This window comes from Leptothrix toolikensis (SeqCode), assembly GCF_057922285.1.
In genome coordinates this window covers 1-17,779 of the sequence record NZ_JBYSVC010000030.1, presented here as the reverse complement: position 1 = coordinate 17,779, position 17,779 = coordinate 1, and the positions used below count along the sequence as shown (strand labels likewise).

Below are 17,779 nucleotides of genomic sequence, written 5' to 3'. Positions count from 1 at the left end.
CAACTAAGCCACCCGTCCCATCCCCCGCACCCGTTACCATGGCCGCTTTTCGCTTGGGGGCGTTGGGGTCATGTCTGGTCTTTCTTCGTTGCGGTTGGCGTTGTTGCAAATCAATCCGGTGCTTGGTGATCTGAGCGGCAATCGGCGGCGTATCGCGCAGGCGGCGAGGCGGGTGTATGCGTTGGGGGCGCGGGTGGCGGTGGCGCCGGAGTTGGCGTTGTGTGGCTATCCGCCTGAAGACTTGCTACTGCGGCCGGCGTTTTTAGCGGCTTGTGATGAGGCTTTGGCGGCGTGTGCGGCTGATCTGGCCGATCTGGTGGATTTCCAGTTGGTGGTGGGGCACCCCAAGGCGTTGGATGCGGTGGCGGTGCCGGCCGGTGATGTGCGCCCGCGCTCAGGCTCGATGCAGCGTTGCCTCAATGCGGCGTCGGTGCTTAGCGCCGGGCGGGTGCAGGCGACCTATGCCAAGCGAGAGCTGCCCAACTATCAGGTGTTTGACGAAAAACGCTATTTCGTCTCGGGGCGCGAAGCGGGGTTGGAGCCGGTAGTGATTGAAGCGGGTGGGCGGCGCTTGGGGCTGCTGATCTGCGAAGACGCTTGGTTCGATGAGCCGGCGCGGGCGGCGCGCGATAGGGGGGCCGAGGCGCTGTTGGTGCTTAACGCCTCGCCCTTCCACCTGAACAAACAAACCGAGCGCGAAGCGCGCATGGCTGAGCGGACGCGAGACGTGGGCTTGCCGCTGTTTTACGCCCACCTCACCGGCGGCCAAGACGAGGTGGTGTTTGATGGCGCGTCGTTCGCCGTCGATGCCCAAGGCCACGTGGCGGCGCGCGCACCGATGTTTGCCGAGACCGAACTTTTGATCGACTGGGCGCTCGATGGTCGCCTTGCAGGGGCTGTGGCTGACGTGCCCACGCTCGAAGCCCAAGCTTGGGGCGCGCTGGTCTGTGGCGTGCGCGACTACATCGGCAAGAATGGTTTTCCGGGCGCGCTGATCGGTTTGTCGGGCGGCATCGACTCGGCTTTGGTGCTGGCGATTGCGGTCGATGCGCTGGGCGCGGACAAGGTGCGCTGCGTGATGATGCCCAGCCCCTACACCGCTGAAATCTCGTGGATCGATGCGCGTGACATGGCCCAGCGTCTGGGCGTGCGCTACGACGAACGCAGCATCGTGCCGATGTTTGAGGCCTTCAAAGCCACCTTGGCGGAGGACTTTGCCGGCCAAACCGAAGATGCGACCGAAGAAAACATCCAAGCCCGGGTGCGTGGCACGCTTTTGATGGCGCTGTCGAACAAGTTCGGTGCCATCGTGCTGACCACCGGCAACAAGAGCGAGATGGCCACCGGCTATTGCACGCTCTACGGTGACATGGCCGGCGGCTTTGCGGTCATCAAAGACGTGGCCAAAACCTTGGTGTATCGCTTGGCCGCGTGGCGCAATGCCCAAGGCGTGCTGGCGGGCGAGGGCGAAGTGATTCCTGAGCGCATCATCACCCGCCCACCGTCGGCTGAGCTGCGCCCCGATCAGTGCGATCAAGACAGCTTGCCGCCCTACGAGGTGCTCGACGCGATCTTGGCGCGCTACATGGAACAAGACCAAAGCCTCGAAGAGATCCTTGCGGCGGGCTTTTTGCACGCCGATGTCGAGCGCGTCACGCGGCTGATCAAGTTCAACGAGTACAAACGGCGCCAATCGCCCGTGGGCATCCGCATCACGCACCGCGCTTTCGGGCGCGATTGGCGCTATCCCATCACCTCCAAATTCCGCGCCTGAACCGCGCGTGCCACGTCTTATGGCTATGCGATCTCGTCTGTGGTGGCCTTCGGCCTTGGTGTCGCTGGGGGTGGGTGGCTTGACGGCCTGTGTGCAAATGGGGCCACCGGGACCGTCGGGATCGTCTGCGGTGGCCCCGGCCGCCTCAGCCGCTGCCCCGCTGCCGGTCGCGGCCTCGCAGCCGGGTGCCGCCGCCTCGGGGGTGGCTGCTGCGGCCTCGGCCCCCGCCCCGACCACCCCGCAACCGCCAGCGTTCGATGTGGTGACACGTGGGGCCAAGCGGGTGGATGGAGCCTTTGTGCTCTGGAAGAAGGACGAGAAGGTTTGGCTGGAGCTGACGGAAAAGGATTTCGGCAGCCCCTTGTTCCTCTCGCCCAAACTGGCCACGGGCTTGGGCGAGGGTGGGTTTTATGGCGGTTTGATGGCCAGCCGCTGGGGCAATTTCGGCCGGCCGCAGCTGGTGTCGTTTCGCAAGGTCTTCAACCAAGTCCAGCTGATTGCGCTCAACACCGAGGTGGTCGCCAAGGAAGGCACCCCCCAAGCGCAAGCCGTCAAGGCCGGCTATTCGCCCAGCTTGATCACCAGTGCGCCGCTGGCCAGCTTGCCGCACCCGCAGCGCAAGAGCGTGTTGATCGAGGTCGGGCCGATGTTCACCGCCGATCTGCTGGGCTTGGCGGTGCAGTTGCAGCGCCATTACCGCCAGAGCTACGCCTTCGATCCGCGCCACTCGGCCTTGCTGCAAGCCCGCGCCAAGTTTGAGGAAGTGGTGTTTGAAGTCGATGGGCACTACGCCAGCGCCAACATCGCGGTGCCGCAGCCGGGTGCGCCGGCCAATGCGCCTGTGCCCACGGTGCCGGGCAACGTGCCCGATGTGCGCAGCTTGTTCATGCGCGTCAACTACTCGCTGGCCCGCTTGCCCGCTACACCCATGCACACCCGGGCGGCTGATCAGCGCTTGGGCCACTTTGTCAGCCACGTGAGCGACTTCAGCGACGACTTGCTGCGCTCGCCCAAACGGTATTTCATCAACCGCTGGCGCTTGGAGAAAAAAGATGCCAAGGCGGCGCTGTCTGAGCCGGTGCGGCCCATCACCTACTGGCTGGATCGCAACATCCCGACCAAGTACCGCCCGACCATCGCTGCCGCCATCCTGACGTGGAACAGGGCTTTCGAGAAAATTGGTTTCAAGGACGCCATCGTCGTCAAGCAGCAGCCCGACAACGCTGACTTCGACACGCTCGACTTTGGCGTGGCTTCGGTGCGCTGGATGACCAACACCAGCCCGAGCTTTGGGGCCATTGGCCCGAGTCACGTTGATCCCCGCAGCGGTGAGATTTTGGACGCCGACATCGGTATCGAGAGCTTGTCGTCGCGCTCCATCCGCGCCCTGCGCAGCCAAGTGCTGGCCCCGGCGGCTTCGGTCGATTGGCCGGCGCTGATGCAACTCACGCCCGACATCGCCGCTCCCCAAGCGACCCATCGCCACGCCGCCGGTGAAGCCTGCGAGCACGCCGACTTTGCTGCCGAGCAACTCGGCTACGCCTTGGATGTCTTGGCCGCCGCCCAAGGCGGTGAGATCGAACCCGACAGCCCGGAGGCTGAACGTTTTGTGCAGGCCTATATCTTTGACACCGTGATGCACGAAGTTGGGCACACCTTGGGGCTGCGACATAACTTCCGCGCCTCTACCGCCTACAGCTTGGCGACTTTGAGCGATCCGGCCTTCACCAAGACCCATTCGTTCAGCGGCTCGGTGATGGAGTACACCCCGATCAACCTGCCGCCGCCCGGCACCGCCTTGGCCACAGCCGCCTCGCCGTTTCAGACCACCCTTGGCCCCTACGACGAATGGGCGATTGCTTACGCCTACGGGGTGTTTGCGCCCGACCAAGAAGCCGATGCGCTGGCGGCGTTGGCTGCGCGCAGTGCCGAGCCTGAGCTGGCTTTTGCCACCGACGAAGACAACTTCCTCGGGGTCGATCCCGAGGCTTTGCAGTTCGATTTGGGCGACGATCCGGTGGCCTTTGCGCTTCGCCGCTTCGACATCGCCCGTGATCTGATCCAGCGGCTTGAAACCCGCAAGCTCGACCCGAAGCACGACTACTCGATCCTGCGCCGCAGCGTGGCTTATGCCTTGCGCGACGTGGGCCGTTCGGCCGGCATTTTGGCGCGCCAGATCGGCGGGGTGCGCACCTTGCGCGACTTCCCCGAGTCGGGCCGCGAGCCGCTGCAATCGGTGCCGGTCGAGCGCCAGCGCGCGGCCCTTGATGCCTTGGCACGCAACATCTTTTCGGCTGAAGGGCTGACGCTCTCAGCCCCTTTGCAGCGCCGTTTGGCTCCTGATTATCTGGAACGCGCCGAAGCGCTCAGCAGCGGTGACGGCCCAGTGGTGACCGACTACGTGCCGCAGCAAGTCTTGCTGGAGATCCAACGCGCGCTCTTGGGGCAGTTGATGAGCGACAGCGTGGCGCAGCGCTTGCTCGACGGCCTTGCGCGCCAAGACGGTGGGGCCAACCCGCTGACGCTGACGGATCTGTACGTCCGGCTGGACCGCGACATCTGGAGCGAGTTGTCCGGCACCTTGGTGCAAGACATCGCCCCAGCGCGGCGCGATTTGCAACGTGAGCATGTCCAGCGCATGGTGGCGATCTTGATGCGGCCGGTCTCGGCCGGCCGGGCCGAAACCCGGGGCTTGATGCGTTCACGGGCGCATCAAATGCTCGATCGCCTCACCACTGCTTTGACCAAGCGGGGCGTGAGCGAAGCCACCCGCAGCCATTTGCAAGATAACCAAGACTGGTTGCGTGAGGCCTTGGCGGCCAAGCTGGTCCGCACTGCACCCTGACCCAACCCGGATGGGTGTGGCAAGACCGCAACCGCCAGAGCGCGCGTAGAGGAAATACTTCCTCGTATGGCTGATTCTGTGCGGTGGCTTGGCTTTGCCCATGGAGCAATCTGCACAAAATGGTGCGATTCATGGGAGACAGATGCATGGGATGGTTTCGCGCGCAGCGTCTAGCTTGGGATCGCTTGCCGCCTCGACAGGCTCGGGCGTGGTTGATCAGTCTGGTGGGTGTGGGGGCCTTGCTGCTGGCTGCCTTGACGGGGGTGGCTTTGGCGGCCTTGGCCGTGGCGTTGCTGTTGGTGGTGCCGCTGATGGCGTGGATGCTGATGCGCCGCTGGCCCCAAGCTCCCGCCGCTGCGAGGACCGAAGCGGCCTTGGCCACCACGCCCTCTGCTTCACCCGCGCCGGCTGACACCTTGTTTGATCTCGACCTTGGGTGGGACGAGTCGCCCCATGCCCCAACCAGCAGCATTCCCCCCACCAAGGACGCTGTTTTGCATGACGGCGTGTTGCAAACAGCGGTTCGCTCCGCCCAACAAAGTCATGCTTTGGGGGCCCAAATCGGCCACCATTTGGCCAGCGTGGTTCAGGCGCGCCAACGGATTAGCGATGCTTTGGCGGTGATCGATGCCATCGCCTGCCAAACCAACGCCTTGGCCTTGCAGGCCGCCATTGATGCCGACGCCGACTCCGCCTGCCATGGGGTGCGGACCGAATCCACAGAGGTGCGCGATCTGGCCCAACGTGCCGCCAGCGCCGCCCAGGAGATTCGGCAAGTGGTTCAAGCCACCGACGCCAAGATGGACCCCGTGGCGCGCCAAGTGGTGGGCCACATCCACGCCGATGCCCTTGTGGCTGATGCTCAAACTGTGCTGGCTTGTCTGGACGAGCTCAGTGAACCCTCGGTGGCCCGCATGGACGGCGTGATTGAGCGCCAAAACACTTGGGTGCATCACAGCGCCTGCCTTGCCCAATCCTTGAGCGACCAAGCGGATCGCCTGCAAAAAGTGGTCAGTGCCTTCAAGATCCTGCAACAAACCCAAGAAGCCGCTTGGCTGACCCACCGCGCCATTCACCAAGCCCGCGATATGGCCCGAGATAGAGCCCGCGAAGGCCGCAAAGCCTCACGGCCGACGCTTTAAACCGCTGCTTTAAAGCAGCGAAATCGGCTGCGTGCGCGCCTCCAGCCAAGCCCGAGCTGCGCCGCTTAGATGCGGGCGCAGGCGGCGTAAAACATCGGCGTGATAGGCGTTGAGCTGCTGGCGCTCATGCGGGTGCAGCAGGTCAAGCGCGAGGCAGCGGGTGTCGATGGGGCAGAGCGTCAGGGTTTCAAAGGCCAAGAAGGGGCCGAACTCTTCGGCGCTCGGACTGGGGACGTTGAGCACCAAGTTTTCGATGCGCACGCCCCAGCGGCCCGGCCGGTAGAGCGCAGGCTCAATCGAGGTGATCATGCCCGGCTGCATGGCCATGTGGGGCTCCGGCTGCGCCGCCGAGATGCTCTGCGGCCCTTCATGGACGTTCAAAAAATAGCCCACACCGTGGCCCGTGCCGTGACCGAAATCAAGGCCGGCTTGCCACAGCGGTGCGCGCGCCAAGGCGTCGAGCCGGGGCGAGAGCAGCCCTTGCGGAAAACGCGCCCGTGACAGCGCCAACGTGCCCTGAAGCACGCGGGTGTAGTCCGCCTTTTGGGCCGCGCTGGGCGTGCCGATGGGCCAGACGCGGGTGATGTCGGTGGTGCCGCCCAAGTACTGCGCGCCCGAGTCGATCAGCAGCAAGCCTTCAGCGACCAAGCCGTGCGCGGTCGAGATCTGCGCGTGCGAAGCGGGTGTGGCGCGGTAATGCGGCATGGCCCCGTTGGCGTTGAAGCCGGCGATGGTCGGAAAACTCAGCGAAACAAAGTCGGGCTGGTGGGCCCGCTCAGCGCTCAGGCGCTCATCGACGGTCAATTCACTGATTGTTTCCCGGCCCAGCGCGGCCTCGAACCACGCGTAGAAGGTACACATCGCCGCGCCATCGCGTTCCATGGCTTCACGCACGCAAGCGGCTTCGGCGTCGGTCTTGCGGCTTTTGTGCAGCACGCAAGGGTTCAGCGCTTCGATGATGGTGACGCCGGCGGCCACCGCCTGACGCAAACCGAGCGTGATGCGTTTGGGGTCGATCAGCAGTCGGTCCTCGGCCTTCAAGGCCGCCAAAGCAGCCCGGGCGGCGTCGTAGGGCCGCAGCTCGATCTGGTCTTGGGCCAAGCGCTGGGCGATCTCGGGCGGCACTTTGCCTTCGGCGACAAAGAGCGTGGCGTGCTGGGCGTCGATGAGCAAGTGCGCGAGGAAGACCGGGTTGTAGTCCACATCGCTGCTGCGCAGATTGGTCAGCCAAGCGATGTCATCGACGGTCGAGATGACGTGATGCGTGGCCCCATGCTTGAGCATGTCGGCGCGAATGGCCGCCAGTTTGGCGGTGCGTGGGGTCGAAGCGTGCGGCGGCAAGTGCTCAAAAACCGCCGCAGCGGGCAGGGCCGGGCGATCGGGCCAGACGCTGCCGAGCACATCCATGTCGGTGCGCAGCGTCATGCCCACAGCGGCCAAGGCGCTGTGCAGTGCCTCTGCGCTGGCGAGGCCCAGCACCATGCCGTCCACCGCCAAGGTGGCCCCTGACGCTCGTTGTTGGGTTTGCAGCCACGCCACGCAGGCTGGCACCAAAGCACCGTTCAGGCGCACAAGGTCGATGCCGCTGCCAGTCAACTCAGCTTCGGCTTGGGTCCAGTAACGGCTGTCGGTGAGCAAGGCGGCGTGTTCTGCGCTGATCAACAGCGTGCCCGCCGAGCCCGTGAAGCCCGAAACGCGCTCGCGTCCCTGCCAACGAGCGGGCAGGTATTCGGACAGATGCGGGTCGGCTGAAGGGATCATCAAGGCGTCGAGGCCTTGGGTGTGGAGGGCATGGCGCAGGCGCGCCAGCAGATCCGTCGGTGCGGGGGGATACGTCATGGGATCAGGTAGGAATCAGGTGTGGAGGCGTTGATGGACAAGATCAATGTGGCTGCGCAGGTTGTACAGCTCATAGGTGCGTGACAGCGGCACCTTGACCAAACCGACTTTGGTTTCGAGGGCTTGCAGCCGTTGGCGCAGCGTCGGGAAGTCCGCCGCCCGGGTGTCGAGATCGTGTTCGATGCGATAGAGATCACCGTACCAGCGGTAGATCCGCCGACGGATGCGCCACGCGTAGAAGGGCGGAATCATGCGCGAGATCGGAATCATGGCGGCGGCTATCGTGACCAGCGCAATCCACATCCGATCCATCAAATTGGTGATCCAAAAAAAGTGCTGTGACCACCGGCCCCGAGGGGTATTGCCATGACGATAAAAGCGTTCGGCTTCATCGGAGAGGTGGTAGAGACTGGGTTTGCCCATCGGAAATTCCCCCTCGGACTGGAACAGCGTCGAGGGCTGATGGATGCGTCGGCCCACCGTCATGAGCAAGTTTTGCAAGGCGGGATGGATGTCTTCACGCACCACCAAGGACGCCGTGGTCGCCAAGAGATGAATATCCCGGTCGGGGATATTGGCGTCGAAATTGAGCATGCCTTGGGGCAACACGGTGGGGGTCAGGTGCGCAATGTTCAGGATATAGCTGTCCGCTTGGGTGATATCGAGCAAGCGAATCGGTGAATCCTTTTCCCCCATGACCTTGAGGAGGCTGTCCACGGACGGCGCATCTTCGGTCGCGACAAAGAGGGTGGCGTCGATGTCGCCCTTCAGCAAGGCCGCCACCCCCGCTTGGACCCCCATGGCTTGCAAGCCGGGGGTGTTGTGCATGCCGTTGCGTTCCAGCAGCTGTATCGCCAAGGCCCGGCTGCCGCTGCCTTCCACGCCGATGTTGATCCGCCAGCCTTTCATCTGATGCAGTTGACTCAACTGCAAATCAGTGAGACTGAGCCGCGCCCTGCGCGCAACCTTGAGCTTGTCTGTGCGATAGAAGATCCACAGCGTCTGCCGAAAAAACTGCCCCAAGCTATCGAGCTGATGCAGGTCGCCCAGCTCTTTGGGGAGGCCGCCGTTTTGCACAAAGGCCGCATCGACCTCATGCTTCAAAAGCTTGTCGATGTTGGCCAGCGAACCCTCGGAAGGAACGGTTTCTAAGGTGATGCCATAGGCCGCGAGCGCGGTTTTGTACTTCTGGGCAATCACTGCATAACTCGCCCCGGACTGGCTGGTGGCCAGTCGCAACACCTTGGGCGGCATCGGGTCCACGATCAAAAAAACGATACCCACAAGCAGCACCGCCACGCCGAGCAAGGGCAGCACCGTCCAAAGCAGCTCGTAGCTGCGCTGAAGCAAGGCCTTGAGGTTGAGGCGGTTCATGGTGCGGTGGCCCTGAGGGTCGCCACACTGATGCGTTGACCCACGAGGGCGATGTGACTGCGTAGGGCGTAGAGATCGTGCGCCCGTGCGAGCGGGACGGTCATCTTGCTGACTTGGCTTTCAATCTCATCCAAGTTCTGCCGCAATACCGCCAAGGGCACCTTGCCGAGCGTCAATGCCGACTCGATTTGTCGCAAGTCGGCGTACCAGCGGAAGATGCCCGAACGGATCTGGAAGGTGTAGAGCGACGGCAGGATGCGCGATAGCGTGGCCATGATGGCCAAGATCGAGATCAGCGCCATCCACATGCGCTCAAAAAAATTCACCAGCCAAAACGGTACGGCCTGATTCTTGACGCTCGGGCCTTGGCGATAAAAGCGTTCGGCTTCATGCGACAGCGGGTACCAGCTGGGTTTGCTGATCGGGAACTCGCCCTCATGTTGGGTCCAGGTCAGTTCCTGATGGATGCTGTGCGCCGCCATCAGGAGCAGGTTTTGCAGGGCGGGATGGGTGTCTTCGCGCACCACCAAGGACGCAGCCGTGCCGATCATGCGCACGTCCCGGTCCGGGATGTCGGGTGCCGTGCTCACGGTCCCTTGGGGCAAGCGCGCGGACATCAGGTTGGACACCTTGCGGATGTAGGCGTTGGCTTGGGGCATGTCGAGCAGGCCGAAGCGATGGTCTTCGAGCAAGGTTTTCAAGATGGGCGTATCCGGCGCGGCCACGAAGGCCAAAGCCTCCAATTGGCCTTGGGCCAAGGCCTCGCGGGCCTCGCGAGGGGAGAGCTCGGAGGTCTGCACGTCCACCGCTGGGCGCATGTGGTTGAGTGCCAGAAGCTCGTTCATCAGCGCGTGCCCGCCACTGCTGGAGGGGCCCATGTTGAGCCGCCAGCCCCGCATCTGGTTGAGTTGCGTCAGTTGTTCCGTCGCATGGTGGCGTTGGGCCGCATCCTTGCGGTAGAAAATCCACAAGGGTTGTCGAAACACCAGTCCTAGGCTGAAAAGATCGACCTCAGCGTCCGGGTCGTCGTGTTGGGGCGGCAGATAGCCGATGAACGCCGCGTCCACGCGTTCCAGCGGATTGGCGGGTGACACGCTTGTTCCGCTGAGCAAGCGGATGTTCTCGACCGAGCCTTCGGTGCTCAAACAGGTGACGTCGATGTGATGGTTTTGTAAGAACGCTTGATAGCGCTTGCAAGCCTCGGCATAGCTGCTGCCCTCCGGCCCCGTGGCCAGCACCATGCGGCTGGGCGGCATGGGGTCGATGATGTAGAACGCTAGGCCCACCAACAGCGCGCTGATCAGTAGCAAGGGCACGCTGGTGGTCAGCATGTCCCGCGAACTTTGCAAAAAAAGCTGAAAGCGGTTGCTGTGCCTCATGGTGGATAGCGCAGGTCATGCGTTTCGGGATGCCGACGCATGTAGACCGCCACGTAGGAGCATTGCGCCACCACCTTGAGCCCTTCTTGTCTGGCCCAGTCCAGAGCGGCTTGGACCAGCAACGCCGCCAAGCCTTGGCCTTGCAAGGCGGCCGGCACCCCGGTGTAGTCCATGACGATGTGGTCGCCCCGTCTTTGATAGGTCGCCACGCATGTCAAGCCCGCCACTTCGACCGTGAAGCGCTGGCGCTGGGTGTCGTGTTGGATCGAAGGGGCAGGCGAAGCAACCATAAAACCTCAGCGTCAGCGTTTATTCGGGTCGAAACTCAGCACCATTTTGGCGGGGATATGCCCGTCGATGTCCAAGGGTAATTGCGCGGTTTTCTCAATCGCTCGCAAGACAGCTTCATCCCATTCGGCTATGCCGCTGGATCGCTTCAAGTGAACTTGAAGAATGTAGCCATCAGGGGCTAGGCTGATCTCGACTTCGGCTGTTGGATTACCCAGCACGTGGCCTGTATAGACGATGTTGGGTTTGATTCGACCTTGAATCCGTCCGGTGTAGCCCGGTGATACGGGGTTTATCGTGGGACTCACTGGCAGGTTGTTTCGCATATTGGCTAAGGTCTGAGCCCGCCGCTCTTCAGTTTGTTTCGCCTCACGCGCCTCGGCCTTGGCTTCTGCCTTCGCGTCTGCATCCGCTTTCGTTTTGGCTTTAGCCTTCGCATCAGCTTCCGCTTTCGCCTTGGCATCGGCTTTTGCTTTGGCTTCAGCCTCGGCTTTCGCTTTGGCCTCGGCTTTTTCCTTGAGCGCAGCTTCCTTGGCGGCTTCTTTCGCTGCGGCTTCCTTCTTGGGGTCCGGTATGGGTTTGGTGGGGTGTTTTTCGGTGGCGATCTCGGCTTCGCGCACGGGTGCCGCTTTGGGCGGCGGTGCAGGCGGTTGGGGGCGCGGGATGGGTTTGGGCACGGGTGGGGGCGCAGGCGTGGGCGGCGGCGGCGGGGGAGCAGCGGGTGTTTGCTGCGCCATCGAAGGCAGGCCCGACCACAGTTCAGCCGAAACCACCGCCACCTCTTGGCGACGCCAATTGACGTTCAGTGCCAAAGCGGCAATCAAGCCGATATGGGCCAACACAGCCAAGCCAGCGCCCAGCCCGAGACCATCGGTGGAGGTGGGGTAGCGCAATGCACGGGAAGCCATGGATACAAACCTCAGTGCTTCAGGTGCCCGTGGTGCGCACGGCCAAACCGACCCGCTGCACGCCAGCACGTTGCAAGGTATCCATGGCCTTGACGACCACCTCATAGGCCACGCCTTTGTCAGCGGCAATCACCACCGGGGTATTGCGGCTACCGCCTTGCAGGGCCTCGACTTGTCCGGCAAGGCCTTTGAAGGCCACGCGTTCACCTTGACCTTGACCATCCAAGCGCACCCGCACCCGCTCAGCGTTCTCGATGATGACTTCGATCAGGTGGTCGGGTTGGCGTTGCGCTTGGCCGACGCTGGGCAAGTCCACCACGCCGGGGCTCATCAAGGGTGCGCTGACCATGAAGATGATGAGTAGCACCAGCATCACATCGATGAACGGCACCATGTTGATCTCGTTCATCGTGCGGCGTCGTGAGCCGTGGCGGCGGGGAGGAGCGGACATGTCAGTGGTATCGGGAGAGTTTGGGGGCGGTGGCAACGAGCTGCGATTGTGCCTTTGCCACCTGTGTTTTGGCCGCAACGCAACATTGGGCAGGCATTTCGCCACGTTCCATCGGTGCTCAACCGAGCGGTTGGTAACGAGGTGCATGCAGATCACCCGACGAGCACGTTCATTGCCACAATCGGCAGCCATGTTGCGCATCGCCCTCGTCACCCCCATGTTGCCCGTGCCATTTGATTTGACACGCGGCAGGTTCATCCACGAAACGGCCCGTTCACTGGGAAAAATCGCGACGGTCAAAACATTTTTCCAAACCCTAAAGTACCCGCCTTTGCCCGGGATCAAAGCCCAAACCTACCTCTACGGCACGGTGGGGAAGGATTACACCCTCGAAGGCTGTGACGTTGACGCCTTCACCTATCCCGGCTTGCCGGCCCTGACACGCGGTATCAACGGCCACATCGCCAGCCATTTCCTCACCCCCCGGGTGCGGCGTTTTAAGCCCGATTTGGTGTTGGCTTATTGGGTCTATCCCGACGGCTTTGCCGCCATGCGCACCGCCCAAGCTTTGGGCGTGCCGTGTGTGGTCGGGGCTTTGGGTTCGGATATTCATGTGCGCACCGGCGTGAACGAGCGCATGACGCAGCGCGTCATCGACGGCGCGGATGCCTTGCTGACGGTCAGCGAAGCGATGCGTGAGTACACCATCCAGACCTTCAATGCGGCCACAGACAAGATCCACACCATCGTCAACGGCTTCAACACCGATATCTTTTTGCCCATGGATCAAGTCGCTTTGCGCGACAAGCTCGGGGTCAAGCAAGACGAAAAAATGATCGTCTACGTGGGCCGGTTTGTCGAAGCCAAGGGCCTGCGTGAGCTGATGACGGCCTTCACGCAACTGGCCCAAGCCGATCCCAAAGTCACCTTAGCGCTGGTGGGTGACGGCGTCATGAAGGGCGAGTTGCAGTCGATGGTGCGCGCTAGCGGCTTGGATGGTCGCATCCACTGGCCGGGTGGGCAGTCACCGGCGGGGGTGGCGGAGTGGATCAACGCCGCCAATGTGTTGACGCTGCCGAGTTGGAGCGAGGGCTACCCGAACGTGGTGGTTGAAGCCTTGGCGTGTGGTCGCCCGGTGGTGGCCACCGATGTGGGTGGCACGCGCGAAATCATCGACGAGAGCAACGGCGTGCTGATTCCGGCCAAAGACGCAGGGCAACTGGCGACAGCGCTCAAGGACGTGCTCTCACGCGAGTGGGATCAGTTCTCGCTGGCCGCAGCGATGGGTCGAACTTGGGATGACGTGGCCACCGAAACCCTGCACGTTTGCGAGCAGGTGGTGCGCCACTATGCTCAAGAACGGCGCTGAGCGCCCCACTGCGCGCATTGATCAAACAGATCTTGGCGCAGGGCGTTGCGGCGGCGCAGCTCAGCGCGCTTGCGTGACGGGACGTCCTCGGCGGGTCGCAGGTGCGGCACGGCGTCAAGCTGCCAATGGGCTCCTTGGCGCTCGGTGCTGCCAAGATCTTTCCAGAGTTCGTCGTAATCGACCATGACGCGCTTGGACAAACTGCGATAGCTGGCGTAGGCGTGCGCCTCGGCCGAAACCCCCCGGATGCCCGTCACACCCCAGCCTTGAGCCAAGCCTTGCAGGGCGGTCAGCAAAAGGGTGCGGGGTCGGGTTTTTTGGCTTAAGTGAGTGACTTCCTTGACCAAGTCTGGGCCATGGTCACCACCTTGCATGTTGCCGATGACCATCAGGCGCGCTTGAGTGGGCTCGCCGCACAGGTGACCGGGCAGGATGCTGAAGGCGCAGCGCAGGGCGGTTTGATCATGCAGCCGCAGATGCAGCTCCAACTCACCTTCGCGGCCTAAGCGTCGGCCCGGTTCTAGATCAAAGCGGATGTCTTGCTCTTCGGCGCTGAAGCGTGCCACGGTGATGTGGCCTTCGCGATAGAGCGGCAGGATGGTGTCTCGCCCATGCCCATCCAGCAACCAGTCGAAGTGACTGATCATGGCCTCGGTGCGCGTTGCAGCGTTCAGGCCGCCCCAGAGGTAGCTGCGCAGGGGGCGCATCAAGAGTTGCGGGTCGGAATGCACCAAGGAGGTCAGGCCATGGCGATCCAGCATCGCCGCGATGCTTTGCATCTGGGTGCGATAGCGCCAGTAGCGCCACTGAAACTTGAGCTGGCGTTTCCACGTTTGAAGTACCCCGCCGGCACCGTCATCCGTGCGATGAAAGAGCACGGGCGCTGATGGCACAAAAAAAGGCGATTTGGAAAACATAAGGGCAGGGGTTGCAAGCGACACGGGCCGCGCCTCCGTGAGGGCTGATGAACCAAGGCATTTTAGAAACCTTGGCTGGCGATCTTGTAAGGGTCGCTACGCTGTTGCTGAAAGGCTACGATCTTAACGATGAATAGGTACATGCACACCCCCATCAGCCCTTTGGCTGGCTTAAAGGTCTTGGAATTGGGCCAACTTATCGCTGGCCCCTTCGCCGGCAAGACCTTGGCTGACTTTGGCGCAGAGGTCATCAAGATTGAGCCGCCGGGTACCGGTGACCCGCTGCGCCAGTGGCGCTTGCTGCACAACGGCACGAGCGTCTGGTGGCAAGTGCAAAGCCGCAACAAGCAAAGCGTGGTGCTTGATCTGCGCAGCGAAGAGGGTCGGGCCGATGTGCGCCTACTTGCCGCCGAATGCGATGTCCTGATCGAGAACTTCAAGCCCGGTACGCTGGAGAAGTGGGGCCTGAGCCATGAGGAGCTTAGCCGGACCAATCCCGGTCTGATCATGCTGCGCATCAGTGGCTACGGCCAAACCGGCCCCTACCGTGATCTGCCCGGCTTTGCCGTGGTGGCTGAGGCCATGGGCGGTATGCGCCATCTGATGGGCGAGCCGGGCCGCGTGCCGGTGCGTGCGGGTGTGAGCTTGGGCGACACGCTCGCCGCGCTCCACGGCGTGATCGGTGTGCTGCTGGCGCTGCAAGCACGCAGCCAAAGCATCAGCCTTGATGCGCCCAAGGGCCGTGGTCAGGTGGTGGATGTGGCGCTTTTTGAGGCCGTCTTCAACTGCATGGAAAGCTTGCTGCCCGAGTTCAGCGCCTTTGGCGCGGTGCGCGAGCCCGCAGGATCGGCCTTGCCGGGCATTGCACCCTCTAACGCCTACCGCTGCGCTGACGGTCAAGTGGTGATCGGCGGCAATGGCGATTCGATCTACAAGCGCCTCATGAACGCCATCGGTCACCCAGATTTGGCGGAAGACCCCAGCTTGGCCCACAACGCCGGCCGCGCCGCCCGCGTGGACGAGATCGACGCAGCGATCACGGTTTGGACGGTGCAGCGTTCGGTCGAGGAGGTGGTGGCAACCTTGCAAGCGGTGAGCGTGCCGGTGGGGCGGATCTACACGGTGCGCGACATCGCGGCTGATCCGCACTACCGCGCGCGCCAGATGATCCAGACCATCACCACCGCCGACGGCTTGCAGCTCGATGTGCCCGGCATCATCCCCAAACTCAGCGCCACGCCCGGTGCCCTGCGCACCTTGGCCCCAGAGCTGGGGGAGCACACCGAGCAAGTCCTAGCGGCTGTGCGAGCCAGCGCAGCGCGACGCGCTTCACCACGGCGGTGAATCGTCTTCTGCCGGGCTCAAGGGACTCAAGGGTATGGCGGGGGTTGAGGGCGCAGCGGCGGGGCCTTGACCAAAAATTTGCTCACCGCCCAAGGCTTCGATCAGTTCGGGGATGAGTTGGGCCAATTCGCCGGTGGCGATGGCGATGTCGGCGTCGAAGCTGGCGTCTTGGTCGGTGGCGTTTTGTTCTTGGCCTTCAAGCACCACGTCGAGCAGTTCGATCTTTTTGAGCTGCATGGTGTCGGTGAGCAGCAGCGAGACGCGCCCAGCCCAGGTGAGCGCCAGTTTGGTGGGCAGCTTGCCTTGGGTGATGTGCAGGCGCACCTCGTCGATGTCGAGCGGATGGCGGGCGTAGCGCACCACTGACTTCATCTCGTCGCTCGATTTGAGCTCGCACTCGCGGTCCACCGTGAAGGCCACGGGCGGCTCGCCGTGCAGCAGCCAAGCGGACATGACGGCGGCCGGGGATTCGTGGGTCAGCACCGGCGTGATGGCAAAGCCTTCAAGCGCTTTGACCAGCAAGGTGATGATGTTTTCGGCGCGGTTGGCGCTGCTGCTGTCGATCGCCAGCAGCTTGGCTTGCGGGTCGATCCAAACCAAAGTGGTGCTTTGCTTGGTGAAGGCTTGGGGCAGCAGTTCGAGTTGCGCTTGCTCGCGCAGTTCTTTGGTTTGCTTTTTGCCCGGTTTGTGGCCGCTGCTTTGCTCGATCTGCGCCGCCAGCTCATCGGCCCGGCGTTTGACCACCGAGCCCGGCAGCACGCGCTGCTCGCTCATGAGCTTGAGCAGCCATTGCCCGCCGACCGATTCGGCCAGCACGCCGTGGGCCGCGCCGCGCGGTGCGACCCAGCCGTCGGATTGGGGTTGGGTGGCACCGCAAGGCACAAACCGGCCTGCATCCAGAGCCGACTCGATCTGTTCCAAGCTGGCCGACCAGTTGGGTTGGATGCGAAACAAGGTCAAATTTTTGAACAAGGGGGATCTCTGCAAGGTTGGACGTGGGTCGGAACCTTAGCAGAGCACCACAATCAAAGGCCATGAAGATCACTGCCTCATTCATTCATCGCCCGCGCTGTGCGGTCAGCGCAGCTAGCGTGTTGCTGGCCGCGACCACAGGACTCACAGGGCTTGTCGGTTGCAGTGGCGGTAACGGTGGTAACGGGGGCAATCCCTATCCGTCCACCGGACCAGCGTTGGTCATCGCACCTGCTGGAGCGAGTTTTCGTCCGACGCTGTTTCGGCCCGAGCCGCCGACGCTACAAAGCCTGTGCGCTGCCACGCCGGTCACGGGGGCGAATGCCACGCTGGCACGCGTCTGGTTGGCCCAGACCCATCTGATGGAGCCGGGCTGGGCATTTTGGAACTTGGTGCAAGACCGTGGGGCCTTGCTTAAAGTCGATGTGAGTGCCCCGGCCAGCGCGGGCACGGCACCGCCGCAGATCAGCGTCCAAGCCAGCTGGGCCGGCGGCAGTGCGACACGTTGCATGGTGGCGCCAGCCACGCTGCCGACCACGGTGGACATGGATGTGCAACCGCAGCGCCAAGATCTGGCCAGCAGCTACACCCTGACCCTGCCGCGCGATTGGATGCGGCCCGATCTGAGCTTGACTGTGAGTGTGGCGGGCGGCCCAAGCCGCACCTTGACGCCGGCCGATTTGCGCCTTGAGACCCAGCCGCAGCTGGAGATGGTGCTGACCGATGTGCTGCTTTTTGGTGATACCACCGCGCGTGATCAGCGCAGCCTGCAAGCCGAATTTGCCGCGCGTTTTCCGTTCACCGCTGTGGCTTTCTACGCTTGGCCGCAGCCGCTGACCTTGCCTCGGCTGGTGATTGCACCGCGCAGCGACGGGCGTACCGCCCAAGGCATCACCAGCGCGCAACCGGCTGTTTGGGCGGATCGCCTGCCGAGTTGCACTGCCGCCGAACAAAGCGCGGGCCAATGCACGCTCTACAGCGACTTTGGCGTGATCGCGGCCTCTTTGAGCCTGATGAGTCAGCTTAAACAAGCCAACGGCATGGCCTCGACCTCGGTTTGGTTTGGCGGTTTGGGGGCCCATTCGGGGGGCGGTGGTGGCTTGGGCGGCGGTCAGCAAGCCAGCGGCAGCGACTATCAGCTGGTCTTCAACCACGAAGTCGGCCACGCGCTGAGCCT

At 63.0% G+C, this 17,779-nt stretch carries 15 protein-coding genes; 7 read left to right on the top strand and 8 right to left on the bottom strand.

The window, feature by feature from the left end:
- The first annotated feature begins 70 nt into the window (after positions 1-70).
- The 3 genes from AC3VI7_RS06395 to AC3VI7_RS06385 all read left to right on the top strand — a co-directional run bounded on the left by AC3VI7_RS06395 (position 71) and on the right by AC3VI7_RS06385 (position 5,761).
- Positions 71-1,774 (top strand): NAD+ synthase, encoded by a 1,704-nt coding sequence (locus AC3VI7_RS06395; protein WP_489668426.1) that lies wholly within the window; start codon positions 71-73, stop codon positions 1,772-1,774.
- Positions 1,775-1,793: 19 nt separating this feature from the next.
- The gene (locus AC3VI7_RS06390) at positions 1,794-4,619 is read left to right on the top strand and encodes a zinc-dependent metalloprotease (RefSeq protein ID WP_489668425.1); all 2,826 of its coding nucleotides are present in this window, start codon (positions 1,794-1,796) and stop codon (positions 4,617-4,619) included.
- 146 nt (positions 4,620-4,765) lie between these two features.
- The gene (locus AC3VI7_RS06385) at positions 4,766-5,761 is read left to right on the top strand and encodes a methyl-accepting chemotaxis protein (RefSeq protein WP_489671430.1); all 996 of its coding nucleotides are present in this window, start codon (positions 4,766-4,768) and stop codon (positions 5,759-5,761) included.
- 9 nt (positions 5,762-5,770) lie between these two features.
- Here the strand turns inward: AC3VI7_RS06385 and AC3VI7_RS06380 are convergent, their stop codons facing one another.
- The 5 genes from AC3VI7_RS06380 to tolA are packed head-to-tail and all read right to left on the bottom strand — an operon-like array spanning position 5,771 to position 11,261.
- On the bottom strand, positions 5,771-7,600 hold the full coding sequence (locus tag AC3VI7_RS06380) for a M24 family metallopeptidase (RefSeq protein WP_489668423.1): 1,830 nt from the start codon (positions 7,598-7,600) through the stop codon (positions 5,771-5,773).
- 15 nt (positions 7,601-7,615) lie between these two features.
- Positions 7,616-8,974, bottom strand: a complete 1,359-nt coding sequence (locus tag AC3VI7_RS06375) for a TAXI family TRAP transporter solute-binding subunit (protein ID WP_489668422.1) — start codon at positions 8,972-8,974, stop codon at positions 7,616-7,618.
- On the bottom strand, positions 8,971-10,353 hold the full coding sequence (locus AC3VI7_RS06370) for a TAXI family TRAP transporter solute-binding subunit (protein WP_489671033.1): 1,383 nt from the start codon (positions 10,351-10,353) through the stop codon (positions 8,971-8,973). Before AC3VI7_RS06370 ends, AC3VI7_RS06375 begins: the two co-directional genes overlap by 4 nt.
- A complete protein-coding gene (locus tag AC3VI7_RS06365) occupies positions 10,350-10,643 on the bottom strand; it encodes a GNAT family N-acetyltransferase (protein ID WP_489668420.1) in 294 nt (97 codons plus the stop codon). Before AC3VI7_RS06365 ends, AC3VI7_RS06370 begins: the two co-directional genes overlap by 4 nt.
- Positions 10,644-10,655: 12 nt before the next feature.
- Complete coding sequence (gene tolA, locus AC3VI7_RS06360; RefSeq protein WP_489668419.1) at positions 10,656-11,261, bottom strand: cell envelope integrity protein TolA; 606 nt, start codon at positions 11,259-11,261, stop codon at positions 10,656-10,658.
- On the opposite strand from tolA, the gene AC3VI7_RS06355 reads away from it, so the two are divergent.
- Complete coding sequence (locus AC3VI7_RS06355; RefSeq protein ID WP_489668418.1) at positions 11,239-11,529, top strand: hypothetical protein; 291 nt, start codon at positions 11,239-11,241, stop codon at positions 11,527-11,529. The genes tolA and AC3VI7_RS06355 overlap by 23 nt on opposite strands.
- A gap of 39 nt (positions 11,530-11,568) precedes the next feature.
- On the opposite strand, the gene AC3VI7_RS06350 is transcribed toward AC3VI7_RS06355, so the two are convergent.
- Entirely contained in the window at positions 11,569-12,000 is a 432-nt protein-coding gene (locus tag AC3VI7_RS06350; protein WP_489668417.1) for an ExbD/TolR family protein, read from the bottom strand.
- 331 nt (positions 12,001-12,331) lie between these two features.
- Between AC3VI7_RS06350 and AC3VI7_RS06345 the strand changes: the two genes are divergently transcribed.
- Positions 12,332-13,369: a glycosyltransferase gene (locus AC3VI7_RS06345; RefSeq protein ID WP_489668416.1), complete on the top strand. Its 1,038-nt coding sequence runs from the start codon at positions 12,332-12,334 to the stop codon at positions 13,367-13,369.
- On the opposite strand, the gene AC3VI7_RS06340 is transcribed toward AC3VI7_RS06345, so the two are convergent.
- On the bottom strand, positions 13,354-14,247 hold the full coding sequence (locus AC3VI7_RS06340; RefSeq protein ID WP_489668415.1) for a DUF535 family protein: 894 nt from the start codon (positions 14,245-14,247) through the stop codon (positions 13,354-13,356). The two genes, AC3VI7_RS06345 and AC3VI7_RS06340, sit on opposite strands and share 16 nt — an antisense overlap.
- A gap of 180 nt (positions 14,248-14,427) precedes the next feature.
- Here AC3VI7_RS06340 and AC3VI7_RS06335 point away from each other — a divergent pair, with 180 nt between their 5' ends.
- The gene (locus AC3VI7_RS06335) at positions 14,428-15,630 is read left to right on the top strand and encodes a CaiB/BaiF CoA transferase family protein (protein WP_489668414.1); all 1,203 of its coding nucleotides are present in this window, start codon (positions 14,428-14,430) and stop codon (positions 15,628-15,630) included.
- Here the strand turns inward: AC3VI7_RS06335 and AC3VI7_RS06330 are convergent.
- Positions 15,616-16,602, bottom strand: coding sequence for a recombination-associated protein RdgC (locus AC3VI7_RS06330; RefSeq protein WP_489668413.1), 987 nt, complete (start codon positions 16,600-16,602; stop codon positions 15,616-15,618). The genes AC3VI7_RS06335 and AC3VI7_RS06330 overlap by 15 nt on opposite strands.
- A gap of 62 nt (positions 16,603-16,664) precedes the next feature.
- On the opposite strand from AC3VI7_RS06330, the gene AC3VI7_RS06325 reads away from it, so the two are divergent.
- A partial coding sequence (locus AC3VI7_RS06325; protein WP_489671429.1) for a M66 family metalloprotease occupies positions 16,665-17,779 on the top strand: 1,115 nt, incomplete at its 3' end.